This is a genomic window from Streptomyces verrucosisporus (assembly GCF_017114865.1).
Taxonomy (GTDB): Bacteria; Actinomycetota; Actinomycetes; order Streptomycetales; family Streptomycetaceae; genus Streptomyces; species Streptomyces fenghuangensis.
Genome location: NZ_JADEYH010000014.1, coordinates 92,680 through 118,128 on the forward strand (window position 1 = coordinate 92,680; position 25,449 = coordinate 118,128).

The 25,449-nt window shown below is 74.6% G+C and carries 21 protein-coding genes; 12 read left to right on the forward strand and 9 right to left on the reverse strand.

Annotated features, from left to right (window positions below; translation table 11 throughout):
• The first annotated feature begins 189 nt into the window (after positions 1–189).
• Complete coding sequence (locus tag IQ279_RS16770; protein ID WP_307792394.1) at positions 190–1,506, forward strand: sugar transferase; 1,317 nt, start codon at positions 190–192, stop codon at positions 1,504–1,506.
• A gap of 40 nt (positions 1,507–1,546) precedes the next feature.
• Here IQ279_RS16770 and IQ279_RS16775 read toward each other — a convergent pair whose 3' ends face one another.
• Positions 1,547–2,500: a GDP-L-fucose synthase family protein gene (locus IQ279_RS16775; protein WP_277402553.1), complete on the reverse strand. Its 954-nt coding sequence runs from the start codon at positions 2,498–2,500 to the stop codon at positions 1,547–1,549.
• 128 nt (positions 2,501–2,628) lie between these two features.
• On the opposite strand from IQ279_RS16775, the gene gmd reads away from it, so the two are divergent.
• The 3 genes from gmd to IQ279_RS16790 are packed head-to-tail and all read left to right on the forward strand — an operon-like array spanning position 2,629 to position 5,320.
• On the forward strand, positions 2,629–3,642 hold the full coding sequence (gene gmd, locus IQ279_RS16780) for a GDP-mannose 4,6-dehydratase (protein WP_206349345.1): 1,014 nt from the start codon (positions 2,629–2,631) through the stop codon (positions 3,640–3,642).
• Complete coding sequence (locus IQ279_RS16785) at positions 3,639–4,175, forward strand: LbetaH domain-containing protein (protein WP_206349346.1); 537 nt, start codon at positions 3,639–3,641, stop codon at positions 4,173–4,175. The genes gmd and IQ279_RS16785 overlap by 4 nt, the downstream gene beginning before the upstream one ends.
• On the forward strand, positions 4,172–5,320 hold the full coding sequence (locus IQ279_RS16790; protein ID WP_206349347.1) for a glycosyltransferase: 1,149 nt from the start codon (positions 4,172–4,174) through the stop codon (positions 5,318–5,320). The genes IQ279_RS16785 and IQ279_RS16790 overlap by 4 nt, the downstream gene beginning before the upstream one ends.
• Before the next feature lie 80 nt (positions 5,321–5,400).
• Here the strand turns inward: IQ279_RS16790 and IQ279_RS16795 are convergent, their stop codons facing one another.
• Positions 5,401–6,654 carry a glycosyltransferase gene (locus IQ279_RS16795; RefSeq protein ID WP_241028261.1) on the reverse strand — a complete coding sequence of 418 codons (1,254 nt, stop codon included), beginning with the start codon at positions 6,652–6,654 and terminating at the stop codon, positions 5,401–5,403.
• Between the two features lie 186 nt (positions 6,655–6,840).
• Here IQ279_RS16795 and IQ279_RS16800 point away from each other — a divergent pair, with 186 nt between their 5' ends.
• The 5 genes from IQ279_RS16800 (at position 6,841) to IQ279_RS16820 (ending at position 13,866) form a co-directional block, all read left to right on the forward strand.
• Complete coding sequence (locus tag IQ279_RS16800) at positions 6,841–8,409, forward strand: hypothetical protein (protein WP_206349349.1); 1,569 nt, start codon at positions 6,841–6,843, stop codon at positions 8,407–8,409.
• On the forward strand, positions 8,406–10,172 hold the full coding sequence (locus IQ279_RS16805) for a lipopolysaccharide biosynthesis protein (protein WP_206349350.1): 1,767 nt from the start codon (positions 8,406–8,408) through the stop codon (positions 10,170–10,172). Before IQ279_RS16800 ends, IQ279_RS16805 begins: the two co-directional genes overlap by 4 nt.
• A complete protein-coding gene (locus IQ279_RS16810) occupies positions 10,169–11,770 on the forward strand; it encodes a lipopolysaccharide biosynthesis protein (RefSeq protein ID WP_307792395.1) in 1,602 nt (533 codons plus the stop codon). Before IQ279_RS16805 ends, IQ279_RS16810 begins: the two co-directional genes overlap by 4 nt.
• 95 nt (positions 11,771–11,865) lie before the next feature.
• Complete coding sequence (locus tag IQ279_RS16815; protein ID WP_241028241.1) at positions 11,866–13,404, forward strand: fibronectin type III domain-containing protein; 1,539 nt, start codon at positions 11,866–11,868, stop codon at positions 13,402–13,404.
• 33 nt (positions 13,405–13,437) lie between these two features.
• The gene (locus IQ279_RS16820) at positions 13,438–13,866 is read left to right on the forward strand and encodes an FAD synthase family protein (protein WP_206349351.1); all 429 of its coding nucleotides are present in this window, start codon (positions 13,438–13,440) and stop codon (positions 13,864–13,866) included.
• Positions 13,867–13,947: 81 nt separating this feature from the next.
• Here the strand turns inward: IQ279_RS16820 and IQ279_RS16825 are convergent, their stop codons facing one another.
• Entirely contained in the window at positions 13,948–14,673 is a 726-nt protein-coding gene (locus tag IQ279_RS16825; protein ID WP_307792396.1) for a CDP-alcohol phosphatidyltransferase family protein, read from the reverse strand.
• Positions 14,674–14,895: 222 nt separating this feature from the next.
• Here IQ279_RS16825 and IQ279_RS16830 point away from each other — a divergent pair, with 222 nt between their 5' ends.
• The 3 genes from IQ279_RS16830 to IQ279_RS16840 are packed head-to-tail and all read left to right on the forward strand — an operon-like array spanning position 14,896 to position 20,055.
• The gene (locus IQ279_RS16830; RefSeq protein WP_206349353.1) at positions 14,896–16,062 is read left to right on the forward strand and encodes an exonuclease SbcCD subunit D; all 1,167 of its coding nucleotides are present in this window, start codon (positions 14,896–14,898) and stop codon (positions 16,060–16,062) included.
• Complete coding sequence (locus tag IQ279_RS16835; RefSeq protein WP_206349354.1) at positions 16,059–19,151, forward strand: AAA family ATPase; 3,093 nt, start codon at positions 16,059–16,061, stop codon at positions 19,149–19,151. The genes IQ279_RS16830 and IQ279_RS16835 overlap by 4 nt, the downstream gene beginning before the upstream one ends.
• A gap of 34 nt (positions 19,152–19,185) precedes the next feature.
• On the forward strand, positions 19,186–20,055 hold the full coding sequence (locus tag IQ279_RS16840) for an SDR family oxidoreductase (protein ID WP_206349355.1): 870 nt from the start codon (positions 19,186–19,188) through the stop codon (positions 20,053–20,055).
• Between the two features lie 72 nt (positions 20,056–20,127).
• Here the strand turns inward: IQ279_RS16840 and IQ279_RS16845 are convergent, their stop codons facing one another.
• Genes IQ279_RS16845 through IQ279_RS16865 form a run of 6 tightly spaced genes read right to left on the reverse strand, consistent with a single transcriptional unit; the run spans position 20,128 to position 25,410 of the window.
• A complete protein-coding gene (locus IQ279_RS16845; RefSeq protein ID WP_307792397.1) occupies positions 20,128–21,222 on the reverse strand; it encodes a cytochrome P450 family protein in 1,095 nt (364 codons plus the stop codon).
• Entirely contained in the window at positions 21,219–22,712 is a 1,494-nt protein-coding gene (locus IQ279_RS28065; RefSeq protein WP_307792398.1) for a cytochrome P450 family protein, read from the reverse strand. The genes IQ279_RS16845 and IQ279_RS28065 overlap by 4 nt, the downstream gene beginning before the upstream one ends.
• The gene (locus IQ279_RS16850) at positions 22,709–23,320 is read right to left on the reverse strand and encodes a GTP-binding protein (protein WP_206349357.1); all 612 of its coding nucleotides are present in this window, start codon (positions 23,318–23,320) and stop codon (positions 22,709–22,711) included. The genes IQ279_RS28065 and IQ279_RS16850 overlap by 4 nt, the downstream gene beginning before the upstream one ends.
• Positions 23,298–23,660: a DUF742 domain-containing protein gene (locus tag IQ279_RS16855; protein WP_206349358.1), complete on the reverse strand. Its 363-nt coding sequence runs from the start codon at positions 23,658–23,660 to the stop codon at positions 23,298–23,300. The genes IQ279_RS16850 and IQ279_RS16855 overlap by 23 nt, the downstream gene beginning before the upstream one ends.
• On the reverse strand, positions 23,657–24,067 hold the full coding sequence (locus IQ279_RS16860; protein ID WP_206349359.1) for a roadblock/LC7 domain-containing protein: 411 nt from the start codon (positions 24,065–24,067) through the stop codon (positions 23,657–23,659). The genes IQ279_RS16855 and IQ279_RS16860 overlap by 4 nt, the downstream gene beginning before the upstream one ends.
• Positions 24,064–25,410, reverse strand: a complete 1,347-nt coding sequence (locus IQ279_RS16865) for an ATP-binding protein (protein WP_206349360.1) — start codon at positions 25,408–25,410, stop codon at positions 24,064–24,066. The genes IQ279_RS16860 and IQ279_RS16865 overlap by 4 nt, the downstream gene beginning before the upstream one ends.
• Between the last annotated feature and the right edge of the window lie 39 nt (positions 25,411–25,449).

The window sequence follows — 25,449 nt, forward strand, 5'->3', positions numbered from 1 at the left end:
GCCGGCCGAGCGGGGGGATGGGGACGCCGACCGAGTAGGGGGGGCAGGGCCTTGTTCGAGGCTGCCGGAACGCGGGTCGCCGAAGCGCCCGCGCACTTAACCGAGCCGTTACGCGTTCGCGCGCGGGACGGGAAGCGCAGGACGAGGGAGAGACCGGGGGCCGGCCGGCGCATTCCACCGGCTCTGGCGGTGGACGTGCTCGGCGCCGCGCTGCCGGCCGGTGCGCTGGGCGCCGCAGGGGGCGGGCCGGGCCCGCTGCCGGCCGCCGCGGTCGTCGGCGCCGCGTGGCCGCTGATCGCGGCAGTGCGGGGACGCTACGCGGCGGGCCGGGCGGGGGAGGGCGCAGCCGTACTGCCGGTGCTCCGCGACTGGCTGGCGATGCTGGGCCTGCTCGCCGCGGTATGCGTCGCGATGCGGCTGGAGGTCTCGGCCGGAGCGTGGCTGCCCGCACTCCTTCCCTGCCTGGTACTGACCGCCGCCCACCGCAGACTGGCCTACCGGCGCACCCTGGCGCTGCGGCGCCGGGCGTGGGGGCTGCGGCGAGTGCTGGTCGTGGGGGAGAGGGGGGCCGCGGACGGCCTTACGGCCCGGATGGGAGCGCGTACCGACGACGAGTACGTGGTGGTCGGCGACTGCGCGCCCGGGAACGCCGGGGACGCCGGGGGAACGGTGGACACCGCCACCGTCCTCGAGCGCGCAGCCGAACTCGACGCCGACACGGTCTTCGTCGTCCCCGGGCGGTGGACGACGGCCGAGGGGCTGCGCAGGCTGGCCTGGGCCCTGTACGACGACGGCCGGAGCCTGGCCGTCGTGCCCGGCCTCGTCGACGTCTCACGGCACCGGCTGCGGCTGGCCCGGGCCGCGGGGATGACCGTGCTCCATGTGGAACCGCCGCCCCGGCGGGGGCTGCCGGTGCTGCTGAAGCGGATCACCGACTGGGTGGGCGCCCTGCTGCTGACCGCGGTGCTCTCACCCGTCCTGCTGGGTGTGGCGGCGGCGGTGCGCCTGTCGTCGCCGGGACCGGTGATCTACCGGCAGGTGCGCGTCGGACAGGGGCGGCGGCCGTTTCCGATGTGGAAGTTCCGCACGATGGTGGAGGCCGCCGACCGGATGCGCCCGGCGCTGGAGGCGGCGAACGAGCACGACGGGGCGATGTTCAAGATCCGCGAGGACCCCCGGGTCACCCGGCTGGGCCGCCTTCTGCGCCGCTACTCCCTGGACGAACTGCCCCAGCTGTTCAACGTGCTGGCCGGCCACATGTCGCTGGTGGGACCGCGTCCGCCGCTGCCCGAGGAGGTGGAGCGCTATGACGACACCGAGCTGCGCAGACTGTCGGTCAGACCGGGGATCACAGGGCTGTGGCAGATCGGCGGACGGTCCGACCTGTCGTGGGACGAGACCGTCGCACTCGACCTGAGGTACGTGGACAACTGGTCCTGCGCCATGGACGCCGGCGTCCTGGCCCGTACCTTCCGCGCGGTGGTGAGCGCCCGTGGCGCGTACTAGGAAAGGCCGGACGGGCGCCGGGGCGGGCGCCGCGACCGGTTCAGCCCGCTTCCGCCGCGCCGAGCCAGGCGCGGTGGGTGGCGGCGATCCCCTCGGCCAGGCCGATCGAGGGGGACCAGCCCAGCGCCCTCATCCGGCCGACGTCGAGCAGCTTGCGCGGGGTGCCGTCCGGCTTGGCGGGGTCGAAGGCGATCCGGCCCCCGTAACCCACCACCGAGGCGACCAGCCCGGCCAGTTCGCGGATCGTCAGGTCCTCGCCGCAGCCGACGTTGACCGGCTCGTCGCCGTCGTAGCGGCGCAGCAGCACCTCACAGGCGGCCGCCAGATCGTCCACGTGCAGGAACTCGCGGCGGGGGCTGCCGGTGCCCCACAGCACCACCTCCCGCGCGCCCCTCTCGCGCGCCTCGTGGAAGCGGCGGATGAGGGCGGGCAGGACGTGCGAGGTCTCGGGGTCGAAGTTGTCGCCGGGGCCGTAGAGGTTGGTGGGCATCGCCGATATGTAGGAGGCGCCGAACTGCCGCCGGTAGGACTGGACCTGGACGATGCCGGCGATCTTGGCGACGGCGTACGCCTGGTTCGTCGGCTCCAGCGGGCCGGTCAGCAGGGCGCTCTCGGTGATCGGCTGCTCGGCGTGCTTGGGGTAGATGCAGCTCGATCCGAGGAAGAGCAGTCGGCGCACCCCGGCGGCGTGCGCCCCGCCGATCACGCCGAGCTGGATACGGAGGTTGTCCTCCAGGAACTGCACGGGGTGGGTGCTGTTGGCCATGATCCCGCCCACCCTCGCGGCGGCCAGGACCACGGCGTCGGGCCGGGTGTCGCGCAGGTGGGCGGCTGTGGCCGCGCCGTCGCGCAGGTCGAGTTCGGCGCGGGTACGGGTCAGCACCTCGTAGCCCCGGGCGGACAGGCGCCGGGCGACGGCGGAGCCGACCAGGCCGCGGTGCCCCGCGACGAAGACGCGGGCGGGCGGGGGCAGCAGATCGTCCATGGCGCGCATTCTGTCAGGGAGGGGCACGCTTTCTCCTGACTTCTGCTGAAATATGACCGGTTGCCGTCGGGGTCCCGTCCCGCTCCGGCGCCCGGCCGGACACGGGCCGACACCAGACCACCTGTGGGGGGAACACCATGCCGCGTACCGCTGTGATCACGGGCATCACCGGGCAGGACGGCTCCTATCTGGCCGAACTGCTGCTGGCCAAGGGCTACACCGTGCACGGTCTGATGAGGCGCTCGTCCAGTTTCAACACCGAGCGCATCGACCACATCTATCAGGACCCGCACACCCCCGGCCGCCGTCTCGTCCTGCACCACGCCGACCTCGCGGACGGGGTGGCGCTGGTCAATCTGCTGCGCGACATCCGGCCGGACGAGGTGTACAACCTGGGGGCCCAGTCCCACGTCCGCGTCTCCTTCGACGCGCCCCTGTACACCGGTGAGGTGACCGGGCTCGGCGCCTTACGGCTGCTGGAGGCGATCCGGGCCGGCGGCGTGGAGACCAGGCTGTACCAGGCCTCCTCCTCGGAGATGTTCGGATCCACCCCGCCACCGCAGAACGAGACCACGCCCTTCCACCCGCGCAGCCCGTACGGCTGCGCCAAGGTGATGGCGTACTGGGCCACCGTCAACTACCGGGAGGCCTACGGCCTCCACGCCGTCAACGGCATCCTCTTCAACCACGAGAGCCCGCGCCGCGGCGAGACCTTCGTCACCCGCAAGATCACCCGCGCCGTGGCCCGGATCAGGGCGGGCCTGCAGGAGCACCTCTACCTGGGCAACCTCGACGCCGTCCGTGACTGGGGCTATGCGCCCGAGTACGTCGAGGCCATGTGGCGGATGCTCCAGCGCGACGAGCCCGACGACTACGTGGTGGCCACCGGAGTGGCCGCGACCGTCCGCGACTTCCTCACCGCCGCCTTCGGCGCCGCGGGGCTGGACTGGGAGCGCCATGTGCGCTTCGACCCCAAGTACGAGCGCCCCGCCGAGGTGGACGCCCTGATCGGAGACGCCTCCAAGGCGCACAAGCTGCTGGACTGGTCCCCGAAGGTGCACTACGACGAGCTGGCCCGGATCATGGTCGAGGCCGACGTGGCGCAGCTGGAGGCCGAACTGTCCGGCCGCCGTGTGCGGGTGGACCGTTGAGCGCCCCGGCGGCCGGGCGCCGGCTGCGCGGCTTTACCGGCGCCGGCTACGACAAGCAGCGCGGCCTGCTGGTCCAGGCCGCCTGGTTCGCCGCGCTCAACCTGCTCTTCGTCAAGTGGTGGTTCCCGCCGAGCTGGCGCCCGCCGCTGCTGAGGGCCTTCGGCGCACGTGTGGGGAAGCGGGTCCTGATCCGGCACCGGGTGCGCGTGCAGTGGCCCTGGAAGCTGGCCGTCGGCGACGACGTGTGGATCGGCGAGGGCGCCTGGCTGATCAACCTGGAGCCGATCACCGTCGAAAGCGACGTGTGCGTCTCCCAGGAGGCGGTGCTGTGCACCGGAAGCCACCAACGGCACTCGCCCACCTTCGAGTTCGACAACGCCCCCGTCCGCCTGGAGCGCGGCTGCTGGGTGGCCGCCCGGGCCATGGTGCTGCGCGGCGTCACCGTCGGCGCGGGCGCGGTGGTCGGGGCCGGGGCGGTCGCCCACCGCGACCTCGCGCCGAAAGCCGTGCTCACCGCCGGAGGCGCGCGATGAGGATCGTCCACACCGTCACCCTCACCGGCGACGACGGCGCCTACGGCGGCCCGGTGAGCGTGGCCACCGGCCAGCTCGCCGAGCTCGCCGCGCGCGGCCACGAGGTCGCACTGGTCTCACTGTGGCGCGGCCGCGCCGCGCCGCCGCGCACCCTGGACGGTGTGCCGCTGCGCGCCCACCGGGCCCGCACACTGGTGCCCGGCCAGGGGTTCCTCGGCCTGTTCAACCCGCGGCTGGCCCTCACCCTGTGGCGGCTGGCGGGCCGGGCCGACGTGCTGCACGTCCACGCCGGACGCGACCTGGTCTCCCTCGCGGCGCTGGCCGCCGCCGTACTGCGCCGCCGCCCCTTCGTCGTCCAGACCCACGGCATGGTCCAGCCGCGCCGCTCGGCCGCCGTCCGTCTCTTCGACCGCTGCTACGTGCCCCTGCTGCGCAGGGCGCGCGCCGCGCTGGTGCTCACCGAGGCCGAGGAGACCGGGCTGCGCAGGGTGCTGCGGCCGGACGGCCCGCCGACGGTCCGGCTGCCCAACGGAGTGAGACCGCCGGAGGGAGGAGAGGGCGAGCCGGAGGACCGGCCGGACGGGGCGGACGTGCTCTTCCTCGCCCGGCTCCACCGGCGCAAGCGTCCCGAGGCGTTCGTGCGCATGGCCGCGCTGGTGCGGGCCGAGCACCCCGGGGCCTCCTTCACCCTGCACGGCGCCGACGAGGGCCGGCTGGCCCCGGTGCGCCGGCTGATCGCCGGGGAGGGGCTGGGGGGGACGGTGGAGTACGGCGGGCCGCTGGACCACGCCGCCGCTGTGCGGCGCATCGCCCGCGCCACCGTGTACGTCCTGCCCAGCGTGGACGAGCCGTTCCCGATGAGCGTGCTGGAGGCGCTGGCCGCGGGCACGCCCGTGGTCTGCACCGACAGCTGCGGGATCGCCGCCGAACTGGGGCGGCGCGACGCCGCGCTGGTCACCGACGGCTCCCCCGGGGCACTGGCCGGAGCGGTGCTGAGCCTGCTGGGGGACCGGTCGCTGCGCGAGCGCACCGCCGCGGCGGGCCGCGCGGCGGTGCGGGAGCGGTTCTCGGTGGCGGCCGTGGCCGACCGGCTGGAGAGACTGTACGGGGCCGCCGTCCGCGCCGTCCGGACCGGAGCGCGGTGAGGCGCCGCATGCGTCCCGCGCCGCCCCCGAGCCGTCCCGCGCCGCCGTGCCGCGCCGCGCCCGCGTGCCGCGCCCGTTCGTCATCCGGCGGCCGAGGCCTCCCGCAGCAGGGCGGTGATCCGTTCCAGACCGGCCCGGCGGCTCAGCCGCCGCTCGACGTACTCGTGCCCCCGCGCGCCCAGTTCGGCGCACTCGACGGGATCGCCGGCCAGTCGGCGGACCGCCTCCAGCAGGGCCTCGGGGTCCTCCGCGGGCACCACCACCCCGGCGCCGGAGCGCTCGACCTCCCGCGCGGTGCCACTGCCGGCGGCGACGGAGGCGACCACCGGGCGTCCGGCCGTGAAGTACGAGGTCAGTTTGGACGGCAGGCTCATGTCCAGCACCGACGCCCGCTGGGTGACGGCCAGTACGTCAGCCGCGGCCAGGATCTCGGGGAACTCCTCCGCGTCCGCGGGCGGGAGGAAGTCCAGCGACTCCACCCCCCGGGCCAGCTCCCGCAGATACTCGCGCCGGTGTCCCTCGCCCATCAGCACCACCCGCACCGTGCCGCCCGGTCCCGGACCGCCGTCCCGGTCGGCGAGGCGGGCGGTCTCCACCAGCACCTCCAGCCCCTGCTTGAGGCCCATGTTCCCCGAGTGCAGCACCACGGTGGCGTTCTCGGGCCAGCCCAGCCGGGCCCTGGTCCGCGCGCGGTCGCCGCTGGGCGTGCGCACATGCGTCCAGTTGGGCACCACCCGCACCCGCTCGCGCGGTACGCCCATGGCCGTCACCCGGTCGGCGAACGACTCGTGCACCACCCCCACCAGCGCCGCCGAGCGCAGCACCCGGCCCTCCACGCCCCCGGCGAACGAGGCGACCCGGCCGCCGCCGCTCATCCCGCTCTGCCCGGCCGCCGCGCCCATCAGATCCTGGACGACCACCGCGTGCGGCACCCCGGCGCGCCGGGCGATGCGGGCGCCGAGCACCCCTCCGGCCAGGCTGGGCATCTGGGAGAGCACCACGTCCGGGCGGACACGCGGCGGCGCCACGACACCGTGCGCCAGGACACCGGCCTCGAAGAGCCCCCGGCGCAGAGCCGTCTGACGCCGTGGCACGGTGTGCCTGCGGCGGTGGACGGTCACGCCCTCGTGCGTCTCGCGCACTCGCCATCTGCCGCGGTACTCCTCATGCACCCGCCACGCCGGGTAGTGCGGCATCCCGGCGAGCACATGGGTGTCGGCGCCCAGCGCGGCCAGGTGCTCGGCGATCTGCGCCGAGTACGGTCCGATACCGGCGTGCTCCGGCGCGTAGTTGGTCGAGACCACGAGTACACAGCGGCCCGCGAACGAGTCCAGCACAGCCGTCCCCCCTTCGAAGACGCGGTCATCGTAGGGGCATACAGACTCATCCGCCTTCATAACTTAGGAAAGACTGATAAAAACAGAAACTTCGATCACCCCGGTCCCGGCCAAGCGCGAGAACCCGCCCCTTCCGCCCCGGACCGGGGCGGAAGGGGCGGAACGGGAGGAGGGGAACGGGTCATGCCCGTGAGGGAACCGTCCCCGGCGGCGGAGCGGGCCGGACGGCGCAGCGTCCCCGCACTGTGCCTGTCCACCGTCCTGCTCGCCCTGCTGCTGCCCGCACTGGTGCTGTACGGGCAGGACGTGCGCACCGGCGCCGCGTTCGCGGTGCAGTGCGTGGTGGTGGCCCACACCGCGGGGGCGCTGGCGCGGGTGCTGACCGATCCCCTGATCCGGGTGGTCGGCTTCGGCTTCTGGCTCTTCTGCTACGTCTGGCTGGGCCTGGCGCCGCTGGCCATGCTGGCCACCGACTCCTACCCCTGGGGCTTCGCCGTCGACGCCGGCACCGCCTTCACCTCGGCGGCCCTGGTGGAGACCGGACTGCTCGCCTACAGCGCCGGATCGGCGCTGGCCGGGCGGCGGACACCCCGCACCCCGCCCGTGCTCGAACCGCTGCTCGCCCGCCGGATCACCCCTGTGCGCACCCTGCTGCTGTGCGGACTGTCCCTGGCGCTGGCGGCCGTGCTGGTCCCCGCCCAGGGCGGCCCGGCGGCGTTCTTCCAGAGCCGCCAGGCCGTCAACGAGGCCACCGCGCAAGGAGATCCGGGCGGGGCCGCGGACCAGGCCCTGACCGCCTGGAGCCTGTCGGTGCCGGCCTTCTGGGCACTTCTGGCGCTGCTGTACGTGCCCCGCACACCGGGCGGCGACCGGACCCTGCGCGGAGTGCGGTGGATCCTGCTGCCCGTACTGCTCGCGGTGAACGCCGTGGTGAACAACCCCGTCAGCCAGCCGCGTTTCTGGGCCGGGACGGTGCTGCTGACGCTCGTCTTCGCCGCTCCCGCGCTGCGCCGGCCGCGGGCCTTCCGGGCGGGGGCGGCCACCGTCACCGCCGTGGTGCTCCTGGTGTTCCCCTACAGCGACTACTTCCGCCACGACAGACGCGAGCCGGTCGAGGTCGTCTCGCTCGCCGAGCAGTTCACCTCCAACGGCGACTACGACGCCTTCCAGCAGATCGCCACCGGCGTCGACCAGGTACGGGAGAACGGCCACGCGCCCGGGAACGCGCTCGGGCCGCCCCTGTTCTTCGTGCCGCGCGCCGTGTGGCCCGGCAAGCCCGACGACGCGGGCATCGCCCTGGCCCGGCACGCCGGCTACTCCTTCGAGAACCTCTCCGCGCCGCTGTGGATCGAGAGCTACATGTGGGCCGGCCTCCCCGGGGTCGCCGCGGTCTTCGCCCTCTTCGGGGCCGCGGGCAGGCGGATCGACGGCGTACGGCACCGGCTGCGCGAACACGGCGGCACGCTCGCGGCCCTGGCCGTGACCGCGTTCGGCTTCTACCAGATCATCCTGCTGCGCGGCAGTCTGCTGTTCGTGATGGGACCGCTCACCCTGCTGCTCCTGACGCCCTTGCTGATCACCGGAAGACCGGGCCGGGCGGCCCCCGGGCAGCCGCCCGCCGGGCCGCACCCCGGGCTCCCCTCCGAGCCGCCGGCGGACCCGGTGACGGCACCCGGACCCGTGCCCGCGGGCGCCGCGCCCCGCACCCGCACCACCTTCTCGACCACCTCCACAGGAGAAGCACGAACGTGAGCGCCTACGACCCCTCCTCGCGGGAGCCCGACCAGCTCCGCGACCAGCTGCGCCGGCTCCTCCGCCACCGCGCCGTCATCGCCGCCGGCCTGCTACTGGGCGCCGCCTGCGGCGGGGCCGTGTCCACCCTGGGCGGCGCGGACTACACCGCCACCGGCGAGGTCGTCGTACAGGCCATCAGCACCGCGCCGTTCGAAGCCGGCGGGGTCTCGGCCGACAAGCAGATCAGCATGGGCACCGAGAGGCAGGTGGCCCGGAGTGCCACGGTCGCCGGACGCGCCGCCGGGGAACTGGGCGGGGGAGCCGACCCGGCACAGCTCCAGCGCGGTCTGCGGGTGAGCAACCCTCCCGACACGCACATCCTGGAGTTCGAGTACACGGCCGACTCGCCGCAGGCGGCCGCCGAACGCGTCAACGCCTTCGTAAGCGCCTACCTCGACCACCGCGAGGCAGCCGTCGTCCGGCGCATCGACAACACCGTCGCCGAGCTGAACGAGGAACTCCAGCCCCTGATCGACCAGCGCGAGGAACTGGACGAGAAGATCGCCGGCGCCTCCACCGAGTCCGCCCGGCAGACCGCCGAGTCCGAACGGGCCAACCTCGCCGCCCGCATAGCCGACCTCCAGGGGCGCGTCACCGGGCTGAAGACCCTGGACACCTCCCCCGGCGACGTGGTGCGCAGGGGCGAGGCGCCCGAGGTGCCCTCCGGCCCCGGGACCGCGGTACTCGTGCCGGTCGGAGCGGTCGCCGGGCTGGCCGGCGGACTGCTCGCCGCCTGGATCCGCTCCCTGCTCGACCCGCGGGCGCGCTCGGCCGGCGAGGTGCGCACCGCCCTGCGCGCGCCCGTGCTCGGCATCCTGCCGCCGCCGAGGCGCGACGGCGCCGGGATCCTGGAGGTCGGCCCGTCCCACGGCGGGGAACGGGCCGAGGAGTTCCGCACGATCGCCCTGCGCACCCTGCGCCACCCGCGCCTGGCGGAGCCCGGCGGCCTGCTGGTCGTGTCCGCCCGGGAGCATCCCGGAACCCTGCCCGCAGCGGTCAACCTCGCCGCGGCCCTGGCCGAGACCGGCCGTGACGTGCTGCTGGTCGAGGCCGACCCGCGTACACCGCGCCTGGCCGGGGAGCTCCCCGTGCGCGGCGCCGTCCGCGAACCCGTGCCGGGCCGCTGGCCGGACGGTGCGCGGGCCACCGTGGACGCCGGTACCGCCGGATACCTCGAACTGATCCCCGGCTGCCGGGTGCCCGACGCCGCGCGGGCGCTGAACTCACCCGGTTTCACAGGGCTGCTGAGCGGGGCGGCCGAGCGGGGCGAGTACGTCGTGGCCGTCACCGCGCCGCTGCTGTCCCACGCGGACGGTACGGCCGTCGCCGGACTGGCGCGCGGGGTGCTGGTGGTCTGCGATCCGGACACCACCCTCAGGGACGACCTGGACCGGGTGCGGGACCTGGTCGCCTCCGTCGGCGGGCACGTCCTGGGCGCGGTGCTGTACGAGGGCGGCCGCAGGCGCCGCCGCATCCCCTCCCCGGCCGCGCCCACCGAATCCGCCCCGTCCGCCGAACCCGGCCCGCCGGCCGGGACGGGCCGCTCCGGCGCGGACACCGGACCGGGCGCGGGTACCGGGGGCGGCCCCGGTGGCACGGGCGAGGACACCGTGGCACTCAAGCGCCTCGAACCGGAGCCGCCCGAGGCCCGGCCGGACACCGCCTACGGCTCGTACGGCCGCTACCGGCGCACCGGCGACGGCACCACCCCGCGCCCGTGACCGGCGCACGGTCCGCCGCGCACGGCGGCGGCACGGCGGCCGGGGCACGCGCCCGGGAGGTCGCCGCGACCGTGCGCGGCGGCTGGTTCGGCTTCGCGGGCTCCGCCGTCAACGCGCTGTCCGGCTTCCTCCTGGTCGCCGTCGTCACCCGCGGGCTCGGCGCGCACGGGGCCGGCGCGGTCTTCGCGGGCGTCGCCGCGTTCACCATCGTGAGCAACGCCTGCAAGCTGGGCGCCGACACCGCGCTGGTGCGCTTCGTCTCCCGCGACCTGGAACTCACCGGCGGGGCCGGCGTACCGGGACTGCTGCGCACCGCCGTGCCGCCCGCCCTGGCGGCGAGCACGGCGTGCGCGGCGCTGCTGTTCCTCTCGCCCGCCCCGGCGGCCTGGCTGCTGCCCGGCCTCCCAACCGGCCAGGCCTTGTCGGTGATGCGGCTGTTCGCGCTCTTCCTGCCGGTGGCGACCGTCTCCCTGGTACTGCTGGGAGCCACCCGCGGATACGGCTCGGTGGTCCCCTTCGTGGGAGTGGAGCAGATCGGCAAACCCGTACTGCGGGTGGTGCTCGCACTGCCCCTGGTCCTGTTCGCGCCGGGCGTGCTCGCGCTGTCCGCGGCCTGGCTGGCCCCGGCCCTGCTGGGCGCGGCGGCGGCCTGGCTCTGGCTGCGCCGCTCCCGCGCGGTGCGGCGCGGCGGTGCGGGCGGGCCGGGGGAGGAACGGCCCGCAGGCGGGGAACGGCCCGCCTTCCCGGGCGAGTTCTGGTCCTTCGCCGGCCCCCGCGCCCTGTCCTCGGTCTTCGACATCGCCGCGGTGTGGATCGGGGTGGTCCTGCTGTCGGCGCTGGGCACCAGCGCCGAGGCCGGGGTCTACACGGCCGTCGGCCGACTGGTGACCGCCGGCACCCTGCTCCAGCTCGCGGTACGCCTCGCCGTGGCCGCGCAGATCAGCAGACTTCTGGCGGCCGGCCTGGAGCGGGAGGCGGAGCATCTGCACCGGCTGTCGACCCGGTGGATCGTACTGTTCTCCTGGCCCCTGTTCATGCTGCTCGCGGCCTTTCCCGCCACCGTGCTCTCCCTGTTCGGGCCCGGCTTCGGCCAGGGCGCCGCCGCGCTGGTGGTGCTGTCGGCGGCCTGCGTGGTCAACGTCGGGGTCGGCAACGCGCAGACGGTCGTCCTGATGGCCGGCCGCAGCACCTGGAACCTGGCGACGGCCGGTGCGGGCTTCGCCGTCCAGCTCGGCGCCGGGATCTGGCTGGTGCCGCGGTACGGGGTGACGGGGGCGGCCCTGGCCTGGGGGCTGGCGATCGTGGTGGACAACACCGCCTCGGCCCTGCTGGTCCGGAGGCTGGGCTTCCGTACCGCCGACCGCGGCTACCTCCACGCCGCGGCCGTGGCCGTCGCCGCCGTCGCGCCACCGGCGCTCGCCGCCCGCCTGCTGTGGGGGGACACCCCCTGGGGCGCTGTGCTGGGCGGCGCTTTCGCCGTCTGCGGGTTCTGCGCGGCTCTGTGGCGCTATCGTGTGCCGCTGGGGGTGGGGGAGTTCCTCCGGGCGCTGCGCAAGGGCAGCGAGGGGAAGTCGCGCCGAGCAAGTCGAGCAAGCTGAACCAAGGGGTGGCCGCCGCGTGCGCCGACCGGCGCGGATGCCCTCCCCGCCCCGGCTCGTTCCATCCGCGCTCATGCGTTTCCAGGGGGGAATCCATGCGCAGAAGAAGAACCGTCACGACCCTGCTCGCCGCCGCTCTGCTCGGCCTGTCGTCCACGGCGTTAGGGGCCGGGCCGGCCCAGGCCGCCGGCGAAACCACCCTGACCGCCGATCCGCTGGAGACCTGGCAGACCGACGGCATCGTCTGGGCCCTGGCCCACGCAGGGGGCGTCGTCTACGCGGGGGGCTCCTTCGAGCACATCCGCCCGCCCGGGGCCGCGCCCGGCACCGGCGAACTGCCGCGGAAGAACTTCGCAGCCTTCGACGCGGTGACCGGTGAGCCCCTACCGTGCGCGCCGGAGTTCACCGGAGGCGTGGAAACCGTACGGGCCCTGAAGCCGTCGCCCGACGGCTCGCTGCTCTACATCGGCGGCTCCTTCGGCAGCGCCGGGGGGGTGGGACGCTCCAACACCGCCGCACTGAACACCGGCGACTGCACCATCGGCTCCGACTGGAAGCCGGTGGTCTCCTCGACCGTGCGGGCCATCGACGTCACCGACGACACCGTCTACATCGGCGGCCAGTTCACCACCGTCCAGGGACAGACCCGCGAGCGCGTCGCGGCCCTGGCCCCCGACAGCACCCTGCTGCCCTTCGACGTCACCGTCCGGGGATCGTCGATCTCCAACGACCCCATCCCGGGCATCAACGCCATCACCGCCGTCCCTCACCTGAACAAGGTGATCATCGGCGGCCGGTTCACCTCCATCAACGGCAGTCTGCTCAACAGCGTGCACGCACTGGTCGGCCTGGACGCGGCCACCGGGCGGATCACCGACCGCTTCACCGGCTGGATCCCGCGCAAGTCGGCGGTGAAGTCCCTGGTCAACGACGGCACCAACTTCTACCTGGGCGCCGAGGGCACCGGCGGCGGAGTCTTCGACGGCCGCGCGGCCGGGCGCCTCTCGGACGGAGCGATGCTGTGGAAGGACACCTGCCTGGGCGCCACCCAGGCCGTGGTGCCCCACCGGGGCGTGCTCTACAGCGGCTCGCACGCGCACAACTGCGGCGACACCCCCGGCGGCTTCCCCGAGCACCGCAACCGCCAGCACCTGCTGGCCCAGTCGATCTCCGACGAGACGATCCTGCCGTGGTTCCCCGACACCAACGACGGCATCGGCGAGCAGATCGGCCCGCGCGCCATGGTCATGGCCGGCGAGATCCTGTGGACGGGCGGGGAGTTCACCACCGTCAACGAGGAACCGCAGCAGGGGCTGACCCGCTTCGCGGCCGGACCGGACACCGGAGCGCCCCAGGTGCCGCTGATGAGCGGCGCCACCGGGGCCAGGGGGAAGATCGAGCTCAGCTGGAAGGCCTCCTGGGACCGGGACGACGGAGTCCTGACCTACCTGCTCTACCGGGACGGAGTCTTCCTGACCTCCATCGAGCAGGACTCCCGCTACTGGGACCGGCCCACGATGGGCTACACCGACACCGTGGAGCCCGGCGCCACCCACCGCTACTCGCTGGAGGTCACCGACGGCACCAACCTCTCGGGACGCAACGGCCCCGTGTACGTGACAGCCGGCAGCTGACCCGACCGCACGCCGAGGAGCCGAGGAGAGCGGATGACACACCGAGTGGGCTACGCGCCCGGGGTATACGACCTGTTCCACGTCGGGCACCTGAACATCCTGCGGCATGCCAGGAGCCGCTGCGACTACCTGGTGGCCGGGGTGGTGTCCGACGAGATGGCCCGGCAGGCCAAGGGCAGATCGCCGGTCGTGCCGCTCACCGAGCGGCTGGAGATCGTACGCAGCATCCGCTTCGTGGACGCGGCGTTCGTGGAGACGGTGCCCGACAAAGTGGAGACCTGGCGGCAGGTGCGCTTCGACGTCATCTTCAAGGGCGACGACTGGCGGGGCACGGAGAAGGGGGAGAAACTGGAGCGAGACTTCGCCGGCGTCGGAGTCGAGGTCGTGTACTTCCCCTACACCGTCCACACTTCCAGCACGCTGCTGAGGCGGGCACTCGACGGACTGGCCGAGTCGGCCTGAGCCGGCCGCGCGACGTACCGCCGTCCCACACACGGCCCTCGCGCCGCCCCGGCCCGGGGCGGCGCGAGGGCGAGCGGCCGGTCAGCGGGCGGGGACGGACAGCTCGCGGTACCACTTCGCCAGGAACGCCGGCAGGAACAGCAGATGGGCGGCGAGCAGCGCGCAGTACAGCACCAGGAACAGCTCGCGGTCGCCCAGGAAGAGGAAGACCGCGCACAGCAGCCCGTAGTCCACCGGCAGCAGCGCCACCGAGCGGAGCGCGGAGGGCGCGGAGGCCGCGGGCGCCCCTGCCCCGGAGCCCGCCGCGTTCCGCTTCAGCTGCTCGGTGAGGACGCCGCCGAAGAAGACCGTCACGGCGGCGAACTGGAAGGCGAGGGGGACGAGCAGGTACAGCGGATCGGAGAAGCCGAAGTGGCGGTGGAAACAGACGAGCACCGCCGTGTGGAGCGCGAGCATCTTCGCGCAGTCCACCACATGGTCCAGCCACTCCCCGGCCGGGCCGCCCCGCCGCGTCAGCCGGGCGAGCTGCCCGTCGGCCGAGTCCAGCGCGAAGCCGGTCACCAGCGCGGCGAACACCCCCAGCGCCAGGCCGTGGGAAGGCGGCAGCAGGGCGATCAGCGCCACCCCCGTGAACGTGAACACCGCGCTGACCGCCGTGACCTGGTTGGGCGACATCCGCGCACCGTAGGCCGCGGCGGCCAGTAACCGGCCGGCCGGCCGGTTGACGTACCGCGAGTACAGCGACACCCCCTTGGCCGGCTTCTGCGCCGCCGCCAACTCCCCCACCGCGTAACGGAACCGGCTCACCGTCTCTCCCCCCAGTCGAAGCACGCAAGCACGCGAGCACATCATGGCAGGCGGCCCCCGCGGGCTCCCCGGCACCGCGAGCGCGCCCGCGAGCCGGGCGCGGTCCGCCGGCCGTCCGGTCCGCCCGTATGCGGCACTCCGCCGAACGGATCGTGCGAGAATCCGGAGGGCGGCCGACGGGGGGCGAGGAGAGGGACAGACGTTGCGGGGCGGAGCCGGATCTTGAGACTGCTGCACACCTCCGACTGGCACCTGGGCCGGAGCTTCCACCGGGTGAGCCTGCTGTCCGCCCAGGAGGCCTTCGTCGACCACCTGGTGGAGGTGGTGCGCACCGAGCGCGTCGACGCCGTCCTCGTCGCCGGGGACGTCTACGACCGGGCGGTGCCGCCGCTGGCCGCCGTCGAACTCTTCGACGACACCCTGCACCGCCTGGCGGACCTCGGCGTGCCGACGGTCATGATCTCCGGCAACCACGACTCGGCCCGCCGGCTGGGGGTGGCCTCCGGGCTCATCGAGCGGGCGGGCATCCATCTGCGCACCGACCCCGCCGGCTGCGCCACCCCCGTCCTGCTGTCCGACGCACACGGCGAGGTGGCGTTCTACGGTCTGCCCTACCTGGAGCCGGCCCTGGTCAGGGACCACTTCGGGGTGGAGCGGGCCGGGCACGCGGCGGTGCTGGGCGCCGCCATGGACCGGGTGCGCGCCGACCTGGCCGCCCGCCCCGCCGGGACCCGCTCGGTTGTCCTCGCCCACGCCTTCGTCACCGGGGGAGAGCCCTCCGACAGCGAGCGCGACATCACCGTGGGCGGCGTCGCCTCCGTCCCGGCCTCCGTCTTCGAGGGCGCCGACTACGCGGCGCTGGGCCACCTCCACGGCTGCCAGACCATCACCGAGCGCATCCGATACTCCGGATCGCCGCTGGCCTACTCCTTCTCCGAGACCCACCACCGCAAGTCGGTGTGGCTGGTCGACCTCGGGCCGCGCGGGGAGGTGGCGGCCGAGCGGATCGACTGCCCGGTGCCGCGCCCGCTGGCGCGTATCCGCGGGACGCTGGAGGAACTGCTCGCAGATTCCGCGCTGGAGCGCCACGAGCATGCCTGGGTCGAGGCCACCCTCACCGACCCCGTCCGCCCGCGTGAGCCGATGGCCCGGCTCGCCGCCCGCTTCTCCCACGTCCTCACCCTCGTCTTCGACCCCGAGCGCGCCGGGCAGGGTCACCTGGCCTCCTACGGGCGCAGGCTGCGCGACCGCACCGACCGGGAGATCGCCGAGGACTTCGTCGCCCACGTCCGCGGCGGAGCGGGACCCGACGAGGACGAGCGGGTCCTGCTGGGCGCGGCCCTGGACGCCGTACGCGCCCACGCGGCCCGCACGGAGGCGCCCCGATGAGACTGCACCGGCTCGCCGTCACCGCCTTCGGGCCCTTCGGCGGCACCCAGGAGATCGACTTCGACGAGCTGTCCGCCGCCGGGCTGTTCCTGCTGCACGGACCCACCGGCGCGGGCAAGACCTCCGTGCTGGACGCCGTCTGCTACGCCCTGTACGGCGGGGTGCCCGGCGTCCGCCAGACATCCGGCCCCGCCAGGCTGCGCAGCGACCACGCCGGCCCCGGCACCCGCACCGAGGTGGTTTTGGACCTGACCGTCGGCGGGCGGCGGCTGGAGGTCACCCGGCAGCCCGAGCAGCGGCGTCCCAAGAAGCGCGGCCCGGGCATGACCACCGACAAGGCCCAGTCCTGGCTGCGCGAGTACGACGCCGCGGCCGGCACCTGGAAGGCGCTCAGCCGCTCCCACCAGGAGATCGGTGAGGAACTGGCCCAGCTGCTGGGCATGAGCCGCGAGCAGTTCTGCCAGGTGGTGCTGCTGCCGCAGGGCGACTTCGCCCGCTTTCTGCGGGCCGGCGCGGAGGAGCGCGCGAAACTGCTGGGCCGCCTGTTCGACACCCACCGCTTCGCCGCCGTCGAACAGCACCTGGCCGAGCTGCGCACCGCCGCGCAGCGCCGGGTGCGCGACGGCGACGAGCGGCTGCTCGCCCTGGCCCACCGCATGCGGCAGGCGGCGGGGGGCGCCACCGAACCGGGCGCCACCGAACCGGGCGCCGCGCCGGGCGCCGGACCGGACGGCGACCCCTTCGCCGGTCTCTCCCCCGGCGACCTCGGTCTGGCCGACGCCGTACTCGGGTGGGCCGCGCCCGTCCGCTCCCTGGCCCGCGAACGGCTGGACGCGGCGGCCTCGGCCCTGCGTCTGGCCGAAGAGGCCCACACCGGCGCCCGGCGGCGGCTGGACGAGGTACGCGAGCTGGAACGGCGGCGCAGGCGGTACGCGCAGGCCCGGCGGCGCGCCGGGGAGCTGGCCGAGCGGGAGGAGGAGCACCGCGCCGACCGCGCCCGGCTGGAGCGGGCCCGCGCCGCCGACACCGTCGCCCCCGCCCTCGCCCTGCGGGAGGAGGCCGAGAGGGAGGGCCGCGAAGCCGCGTACGCCGAGGAACGGGCCCGCGCCGGACTGCCCGGCGAGGCGGCCCAGGCCCCCGCCGAGCGACTGGCGGACCTGGAACGCGCCACCCGCCGGGAGCTGGGCGCGCTGGAGGCCGCCCGGCGCGCCGAGGAGCGCGTCGCCCGGCTCGACGGCGAACTCGCCCTGCTGGAGCGGGAGTCGGGTTCGGACGAGGAAGCGCTGCGCGAGGCGGAGGAGTGGCTGGAGGGGTGGGAGGCCGCCCGCGCAGCCCACCAGCGGAACGTGGACGCCGCCGCGGAGGCCGCGCCCCTGGCCGAGCAGCTCGCCCGGCGGCTGGACGGCCTGCGGCGCGCCCTGGACGCCGCCCGCCGCCGCGACACCCTCACCGCCGAGCGGGAAGCGGCCGGCGCCGGGCTGTCGGCCGCCCTCGAGCGGGCCCTGACCGCCAAGGAGCACTGGCTGGAGGTCAAGGAGCGGCGTCTGCGCGGTATCGCGGCCGAACTCGCCGCCGGGCTGGAGAAGGGCGAGCCGTGCACGGTGTGCGGCTCCCGCGAACACCCCGGCCCGGCCCGCCCCGGGAGCGGGCACGCGGACCGGAGCGCCGAGGAGAGCGCTCTGGCCGACTACCAGCGGGCGGAGGACCTTCGGCGGCGGGCCGAGCAGCGGCTGGAGTCCATACGCGACCGGCTGGCCGCGATGGACGAGGAGGCGGGCGGGACACCCGCGGCCGAACTCGCCGAGCGGGTGGCGAAGCTGGAGAAGGAACACGCCGCCGCCCGGCAGGCGGCCTCCGGCGTACGGGACGCCCGCGCGGCCCTGGAGCGCGCCGTCCGCGAGCACGACGCCCGCCTGACCGCCCGGCGGGAGGCCGAACGGCGCAGGGCCTCCCGCGTCTCCCGGCGCGAGGCGCTGCTGGGGGAGCGGGACGAGCTGGCCGAGCAGGTGGCCCGTGCCCGGGGCGAGGCCCCCTCCGTCGCTCACCGGGCGGCCGAACTGGAGCGTCTGGCAGAGCTGTTGACCGGTGCGGCCGAGGCCGCGGCCGCCGCCGAGGCCGCCGCGCTGCGGCTGAAGGAGGCCGACGCCCGGCTCGCGGACGCCGTCTGGCGCGCCGGGTTCGACACCCCGCGGGCCGCCGCCGACGCCCGGCTCACCGGCGACGAGCAGCGCCTGCTGCAACGGCGCATCGACGACCGGCAGGCCGAGGAGGCGGCCGTCGCTGCCGAACTGGCCGCCCCCGAACTGGCGGACCTCACACCCGGAGACCTCGAAACGGCCGGCACCGAGACGGCCGACTGCGAGACGGTCGGCACCGCCGGGGCCGAGGCCGCGCTGGCGGCGGCCGTGGCACGGCTGAACGCCGCCTCCGCCGCCCACGCCGAGGCCCGCACCCGCTGCGAGCAGCTCGACCGGCTCTCCGCCCGCGCCCTGGCCGACACCCGGGAACTCGCCCCACTGCGCGAGGAGTACGACCGCGTCGCCCGGCTGGCGGCCCTGACCGCCGGCACGTCGGCGCAGAACGAGCACCGGATGCGGCTGGAGTCCTATGTGCTGGCCGCCCGTCTGGAGCAGGTCGCCGCCGCGGCCAGCGCCCGCCTGGCGTACATGTCCGCGGGCCGCTACACCCTCGTCCACTCCGACGCGCGCGCCTTCGGCCGCGGCCGCTCCGGGCTCGGCCTGCACGTGATCGACGCCTGGACGGGCAACGAGCGCGACACCGCCACCCTCTCCGGCGGCGAGTCCTTCTTCGCCTCCCTCGCCCTCGCCCTCGGCCTGGCCGACGTGGTCTGCGAGGAGGCGGGCGGGCTGCGCCTGGACACCCTCTTCATCGACGAGGGGTTCGGCAGTCTGGACGACCAGACCCTCGACGAGGTGCTGGACGTCCTTGACTCCCTGCGCGAACGCGACCGCAGCGTCGGCATCGTCAGCCACGTCGCCGATCTGCGCCGGCGCATCCCGGCGCAGTTGGAGGTGGTCAAGACCCGCTCCGGCTCCGCCGTCCGCCACCGGGTGCCGAAAACCGGGTGACGGCCGGCGCGGCGCGCCGCGAGGATGACGGACCATGCCCTCCGACGCGAACCCCGGTACGGAACCCGGTACGAACCCCGGTACGGCCTCCGGCGCTCCCCGCCGCGACCTGCTGCCCCTGCTCGGCCGCACCGCCCTGGTCACCGGCGCCTCCCGCCGGGCCGGGATCGGTTACGCGACCGCCCGTCGGCTGGTCGCGTACGGGGCGAGCGTCCACCTCCACCACCACACGCCCCATGACGCCGAGCAGCCCTGGGGAGCGGACCCGGACGGCCCCGCGGCGCTGGCCGCGGAACTGCGGACGCTCGCGGCCGACGGCGCGACCGTCACCCACGGCCCCGGCGACCTCACCGCCCCCGGCGCCCCGGCGGAGGTCGTCGGCGCCGCAGCCGAGGCCCTCGGCGGACGGCTGGACATCCTGGTCGCCAACCACGCCCTCAGCGGCCGAGACGGCACCCTCGACGAGATCGACGCCGGCATGCTGGACGCCCACTGGGCGGTGAACACCCGCTCCACGGTGCTGCTGGTCCAGGCGTACGCGCGCCTGCGCGGCGAGGGGCGGGGCGGCGGCCGGGTGGTGATGACGACATCCGGCCAGGACCAGGGCACCGGCATGCCGGGCGAGATGGCCTACGCACTGGCCAAGGGAGCGCTGGCCTCCGTCACCCGGAGCCTGGCGACCGCCCTGGCCCGCCGGGGCGCCACCGTCAACACGGTCAACCCCGGCCCGGTGGACACCGGCTACGCCACCGGCGAGACCCATGCGTTCATCGCCTCGCTCTTCCCCGGCGGACACTGGGGGCGGCCGGACGACCCGGCCCGGCTGGTCGCCTGGCTCGCCACCGACGAGGCGGCCTGGATCACCGGCCAGGTCATCACCTCCGACGGCGGCTTCGGCCGCTGACGCCGCCGGCACCGCTGACACCGGTGGGCCGGCGGGTACAGAGCCCGCCGGCCCACCGGCCCGCGGCGGACGTCAGGCGACGGGCTTGAGGTGGACCGGCAGGGATCGGTGGCCGTTGGCGATGAACGACGCCTGGGGCACGGGCCCGTCCACCCCGGCGGCCGGCCGGATGTCGGGGAAGCGCTCGAAGAGGGCCGGGAGCGCGATGGCGGCCTCCATACGGGCCAGGGGAGCGCCCAGGCAGAAGTGGACGCCGTAGCCGAAGGCCAGGTGCTCCCGCTCGGTGCGGGTCAGATCGAAGGCGCCGGCGTCCTCGCCGTGGAGGGCGGGATCGCGGCCCGCGGCGCCGAAGGCGAGGATGATGGGCTCGCCCCTGCGGATCAGCACGCCGTCGAGGTCGATGTCCTCCACCGCGTAGCGCAGGGGCATGTGCATGATCGGGCCCTCGACGCGCAGCGTCTCCTCGACCACGTCCTCCCAGCTCGCCCTCCCCTCCCGCACCAGGGCGAGCTGGTCGGGCCGGGTGATCAGGGCGTGGACGGCCTTGGCGATCAGGTTGACGGCCGTCTCGCTGCCCGCGCCGATCATCAACACGAGGGTGCTGATCAACTGGTCCTCGTCGAAGGCGAAGTCGCCGTCGCGGGCGGCGATCAGCTCGGTGGTCATGTCGTCGCCCGGCCGGACGCGCTTGACGTCCGCGAGCGCGCGCATACAGGCCCACATCTCGGCGTAGGCCGCCCGCGCCTCCCGGGGGGAGGCGCCGGTGTTCAGGACGGCGTCCATGACCCGGCGGGTCCAGGCGCGCATGTCGGCGGGGACGCCGAACAGCTCGCAGATCACCTCGTTGGGGATGATGTAGGCGAACTTCGCGCGCAGATCCACCGCCTCGCCCGGATCGGCGGCCTCCAAAGAGGTGATCAGCCCGTCGACGATCTCCTGGACACGGGGGCGCAGTGCCTCGGTGCGGCGGAGCGTGAAGGAGGGGGCGATCATGTTGCGCAGCCGGCGGTGCTCGGCGCCGTAGCTGGTGAAGGCGCTGACCACCCGCACCCACACGTTCAGCGACCAGTCCTGGGGTATTCGCTCCAGCTCGGGCCAGTGCTGCCTCGGGTCACGGGAGACGCGCCGGTCGCCGGCCAGCCGCCTGACGTACTCGTGCCCGGTCACCGACCACGCGACCACCCCGCCGGGAAGCTCCACCTGCGTCGCCGGCCCCCGGGCGCGGAGGCGGGCCGCCTCGCCGTGGAGGTCCCGGCCTGTGGGGTCGAGGACGGGGATGTCGGGGGATTCCATGACTGGCCTCCGGTTGTCGTGTCGGGCGGTGCGGAACTGTGCGCGGGCACGGAGTCGTACGCGGAGCCGGATACGGGGCCGGACGGGGTCAGCGGCGGGAAGGTCACCGGAAGCGCCGACAGGCTGCGGTGGAACGGGCCCGGCCGCCAGGTCAGTCCGGACGCCGGGACGGCCAGCGCCACGTCGGGCAGCGCATCCAGCAGCGTCTCGATGGCCACGTCGGTGATGATCTGGGAGACGCCCTGGGCGGGGCACACGTGCGGCCCCGCGCCGAACGCCAGATGGGCGTGGTTGGCCGCCCGGCGGTCGCCGCCGCCGTCGCGCGGCTCCTGGGTGTTGGCCGCCGCGTGGCTGACGAGCACCGGGACACCCGGCGGGATCAGCAGCCCGGCACCGGAGTCGTCGCGCAGGTCGTACTCGTTCGTGGCGTAGTGGAAGCAGAAGTTCGCCATCGGCGACCGCTCCCACAGCACCTCGTTGAGGGCGTCGGAGACGGTGAGGCTGCCGCCGGACAGATCGCCGGCGAACCTGTCGTCGGTCAGCAGCAGCATGACGGAGCTGGAGATCCAGGCCGACTGCGGCACGGTGCCCGCGCCGACGAGGACCACCAGCTGGTGGATCATCTCCTCGTCCGACAGCCCCAGCGGGTGGTGCAGCAGCCAGGAGGTCACATCGGCGCCGGGAGACCGGCGTTTGGCGACGACGAGCTCGCCCAGGCAGCGGGCCAGGTCCTCGCTGCCCTGCTGGGCCGTGGCGGGCTCGGCGTCGATCATCCGGGCGCAGGCCCGGGACATCCGCCCCGCCAGCGCGTCGTCGCAGCCGAAGAGCTGGGTGAACACCAGCGCCGGAAGCCGCTCGGCGTACTGGGAGACCAGGTCCGCCGAGCCGGCGGAGCCGAACTCGCCGATCAGCGCGGTCGCGCTGCGCCGCACGAAGGCGCGCACGCGGTAGGAGTCGACGCGCGCCAGCGTGTCGTCGACTGTCCTGCGCAGCCGCAGGTGCCGGTCGCCGTCGGCGAACAGCAGGCTGGGCCTGAAACCCATCATGGGGACGACCTGGTTGTCCATCGGGATCAGCCCCTGGTTCAGGGCCGTCCAGCGGCGGGCGTCCTTGCTGAACCGCGAGCTGCGCAGCACCTCCAGGGCCGCTCCGTAGTCGGTGACCACGATCGCGGGGACACCGGGGGCGAGCTCCACCCAGCTCGCCGGGCCCTGTGCGCGCAGCTCGGCGTAGGTGGTGTCCGGGTCGGCGGCGAAGGCGGGGCCGTACAGCCGGGGCAGCCCGGCGGCGGACGCGCCCGGGGGCCGGTGGGCGGGGCAGCCCGGCGGCAAAGCCGTGCCCGGGCCGGAAGGCGGGATCGTCACGAAACGTGCTCCTGGTAGTGGGTGCGGACGTGCTTGACCAGGGCGATCAGTGCCCGTGCGGCGGAGGCGCGGTCCCGCGCGTCGCAGTCGACCAAGGGCGTCTCGGGCCGCAGGTCGAGCGCCTCGCGGAGCTCCTCCTCGGGGAAGTGCGGGGAGTCGGGGAAGGAGTTGAGTGCGACCGCGTACGGCAGACCGTGCCCCTCCACCGTCTCCATCGCGTCGAAGGAGGCGTCCAGGCGCCGGGTGTCGGCCAGCACCAGGGCCCCGTAGGCGCCGAGGGCCAGTTGCCGCCAGACCGGGGCCACCCGCGTGAAGCGCTGCTGGCCAGGCGCGCCGAACAGGTACAGCACCAGCTCGGGGGAGAGGGTGAGGCGGCCGAAGTCCATCGCGACGGTGGTGGTCCTCTTGTCCTCCACGCCCCTGAGGTCGTCCACCAGTGCGCCGGCCTGCGTCATGACCTCCTCGGTCCGCAGCGGCTCGATCTCGCTGACCGCGCCGATCAGTGTGGTCTTGCCGACGCCGAACGGCCCGACGACCAGGAGCTTGGCGGCGGTCTGGACGGTGTCGCGGACGTAGACGCCACCGTCAGGCAATGTTGTTGAGGCCATCCAGGACCTTCTCCAGGACGTCGAGGTCGGTGGGCCGGGCCACCGGCGGGGGCTTGCGGGCGACCATGTGGCCGCTGTCGATCAGGTCCGCCAGCAGGATGGTGGTGACGGACACCGGCAGCCGTACGTGGCCGGCGACCTCGGCCACCGACAGGTAGCCGCCCAGGCACAGCCGGACCATCCTCTGCTGCTCGGGCTCCAGTTCGGCCACCGGCCGGTCACCGGTGGCGGTGACCAGGGTGACCAGCTCCAGGGTGTGGGTGTTGCGGCTGGGCCGGTTGCGGCCGCCGGTGATGACGTACTGCCGGACCAGGTCCGTGCGTACGCGGCGGGGGGTCATGTCGGGCCGTCCGCGTCGTGGCGGGGTTCGCTGGTCATCTGCCCGCCGAGCTGGGCCACCAGCTGGTGCATCCGGAAGCCGACGGCCTCCACGTCCGCCGCGCCGGAGGTGCCCACGGCCAGGAAACTCCCGTCGCCCGCCCGGATGGTGATGACGTATCCGTCGTGGAACTGCGTCAGGCTCTGCTCCCAGGAGTCCGGTGCGGAGCGGCACAACCGGGCGCTGGCGCTGGAGGTGGCCTGGACGCCGGCCAGGGCGGCGGCGGTCTGCTCGGCGGTGTCCCGGTCCAGGCCCGGGGTGCAGGCCCGGACCAGGCCGTCCCCCGAGACCAGCAGGGCGTCGTGGACCTCGGGCTGGTCCATGATCTGCCCCAGCATCCAGGCCAGTTTCTCGTTGTCGAAGATCATGCCTCGGTGTTCCCTTCAGGTCCGTCCGGCTCGGATCCTCCGGACGTCGACGTGTTGCGCTGCGCGGTCCGCGCGGCACGGGCGAAGCCGCCCAGGGCGGCCGCGGAGTCCCGCGGCGAGCGGCCGGGCGCCGGCTGCCCGGCGGACCGGGGGGCGGGGACGGAGGGCGCCGGTGCGCCGGGGGTGCGCCGGCGCCGCCTGGGCAGCCCGCCCGGGGTGGTCGTCCCCGCCGGACCCGCTGGGCCCACCACCGCTGCGGGGGCCGGGTCGGTGACCGGTTCGGCGGTTGCCGAAGGGGCGGCCTGCGGCCGGGAGCCGGACGAGGCCACCGGCTGGGCGGGGGCCGGGCCGGTGAGCAGCGAGCTGGGCAGGAAGGCCACGGCCCGCACCCCGCTGTAGGGGGACTTGGTCACCGACACCTCGAAGCCGTACCGGCTGCTCAGCATGCCGATCACGGCGAAACCGAACTTCGGGGGGTCGCCGAGCCGGGTGACGCTGACGGGCCCCTGCCCCGACAGCAGGCTCTGGGCCCGCTCCCGCTCGCCGGGCTGGAGACCCACGCCCTTGTCGTCCACGACGACGGACAGACCGTTGTGCGCGCGTTCGAACTGCACCAGCACCTGGGTGTCCGGGTGCGAGTAGCGGGTGGCGTTCTCCAGCAGCTCGGCGAGCGCGAGCACCAGGCCCTCCACGGCCCGCCCCACGACGGCGCGGTCCCCCTCGTCGTGGAAGATCCTGACGCGCCGGAAGTCCAGGATGCGGCTGACCGCGCCCCGCACCACGTCGCTGAGCGGGGTGGCGTCGTGCTGCCGGCCCGGGTAGGAGCCGCACACCACGGTGATCGCCTGGGCGCGGCGCAGGATCTGGGCGGTGGCGTGGTCGACCACCTGCAGATCGCCCAGCACCTCGGGCGAGTCGTGCTTGCGGAGCATCTCGGTGACGGCCATCTGCTGCTTGTTGGCCAGCGCCTGGAGGGTGCGGGCCACGGACAGCAGCGTCGCCTGGGTCATCTGCGCGGTGCGGCCCTCGGCGTCGGTGAGGGCGCGTACGACCTGCTCCTGGAGGTCGTCGAGATGGCGGGCGAACGGCGTTCCGGCCAGTTCCGCGGAGACCGGCGGAAGGTCCGGCACCGGCTGCCGGTCGCTGACGGCCTGAACGGTCGCCGGCAGGCTCACCCCGGCCAGCCGGGCCAGCTCGGCGTCCCGCGCCCGGCTGCCGGAACGGGCTTCGGACAGCTGCGTCCGCAGCCCGCGGATCAGACGAGCCTGACGTACCGCCATCGGCGTGAGGGCCACGGCCAGGCCTGAGCCGAACAGACTCGCCACGGTCGTTATATCGGTCATCAACTTTCCTCGCGGGCGCGTCGTTGCGGGAAGAAACGG

Coding starts and splice junctions, on each gene's coding strand:
- IQ279_RS16790 (WP_206349347.1), top strand. CDS start 4,172: ATGAGGATCGTCCACACCGTCACCCTCACCGGCGACGACGGCGCCTAC.
- IQ279_RS16800 (WP_206349349.1), top strand. CDS start 6,841: ATGCCCGTGAGGGAACCGTCCCCGGCGGCGGAGCGGGCCGGACGGCGC.
- IQ279_RS16820 (WP_206349351.1), top strand. CDS start 13,438: ATGACACACCGAGTGGGCTACGCGCCCGGGGTATACGACCTGTTCCAC.
- IQ279_RS16860 (WP_206349359.1), bottom strand. CDS start 24,067: ATGATCTTCGACAACGAGAAACTGGCCTGGATGCTGGGGCAGATCATG.
- IQ279_RS16850 (WP_206349357.1), bottom strand. CDS start 23,320: ATGGCCTCAACAACATTGCCTGACGGTGGCGTCTACGTCCGCGACACC.
- IQ279_RS16815 (WP_241028241.1), top strand. CDS start 11,866: ATGCGCAGAAGAAGAACCGTCACGACCCTGCTCGCCGCCGCTCTGCTC.
- gmd (WP_206349345.1), top strand. CDS start 2,629: ATGCCGCGTACCGCTGTGATCACGGGCATCACCGGGCAGGACGGCTCC.
- IQ279_RS16835 (WP_206349354.1), top strand. CDS start 16,059: ATGAGACTGCACCGGCTCGCCGTCACCGCCTTCGGGCCCTTCGGCGGC.
- IQ279_RS16865 (WP_206349360.1), bottom strand. CDS start 25,410: ATGACCGATATAACGACCGTGGCGAGTCTGTTCGGCTCAGGCCTGGCC.
- IQ279_RS16840 (WP_206349355.1), top strand. CDS start 19,186: ATGCCCTCCGACGCGAACCCCGGTACGGAACCCGGTACGAACCCCGGT.
- IQ279_RS16775 (WP_277402553.1), bottom strand. CDS start 2,500: ATGCGCGCCATGGACGATCTGCTGCCCCCGCCCGCCCGCGTCTTCGTC.
- IQ279_RS16855 (WP_206349358.1), bottom strand. CDS start 23,660: ATGACCCCCCGCCGCGTACGCACGGACCTGGTCCGGCAGTACGTCATC.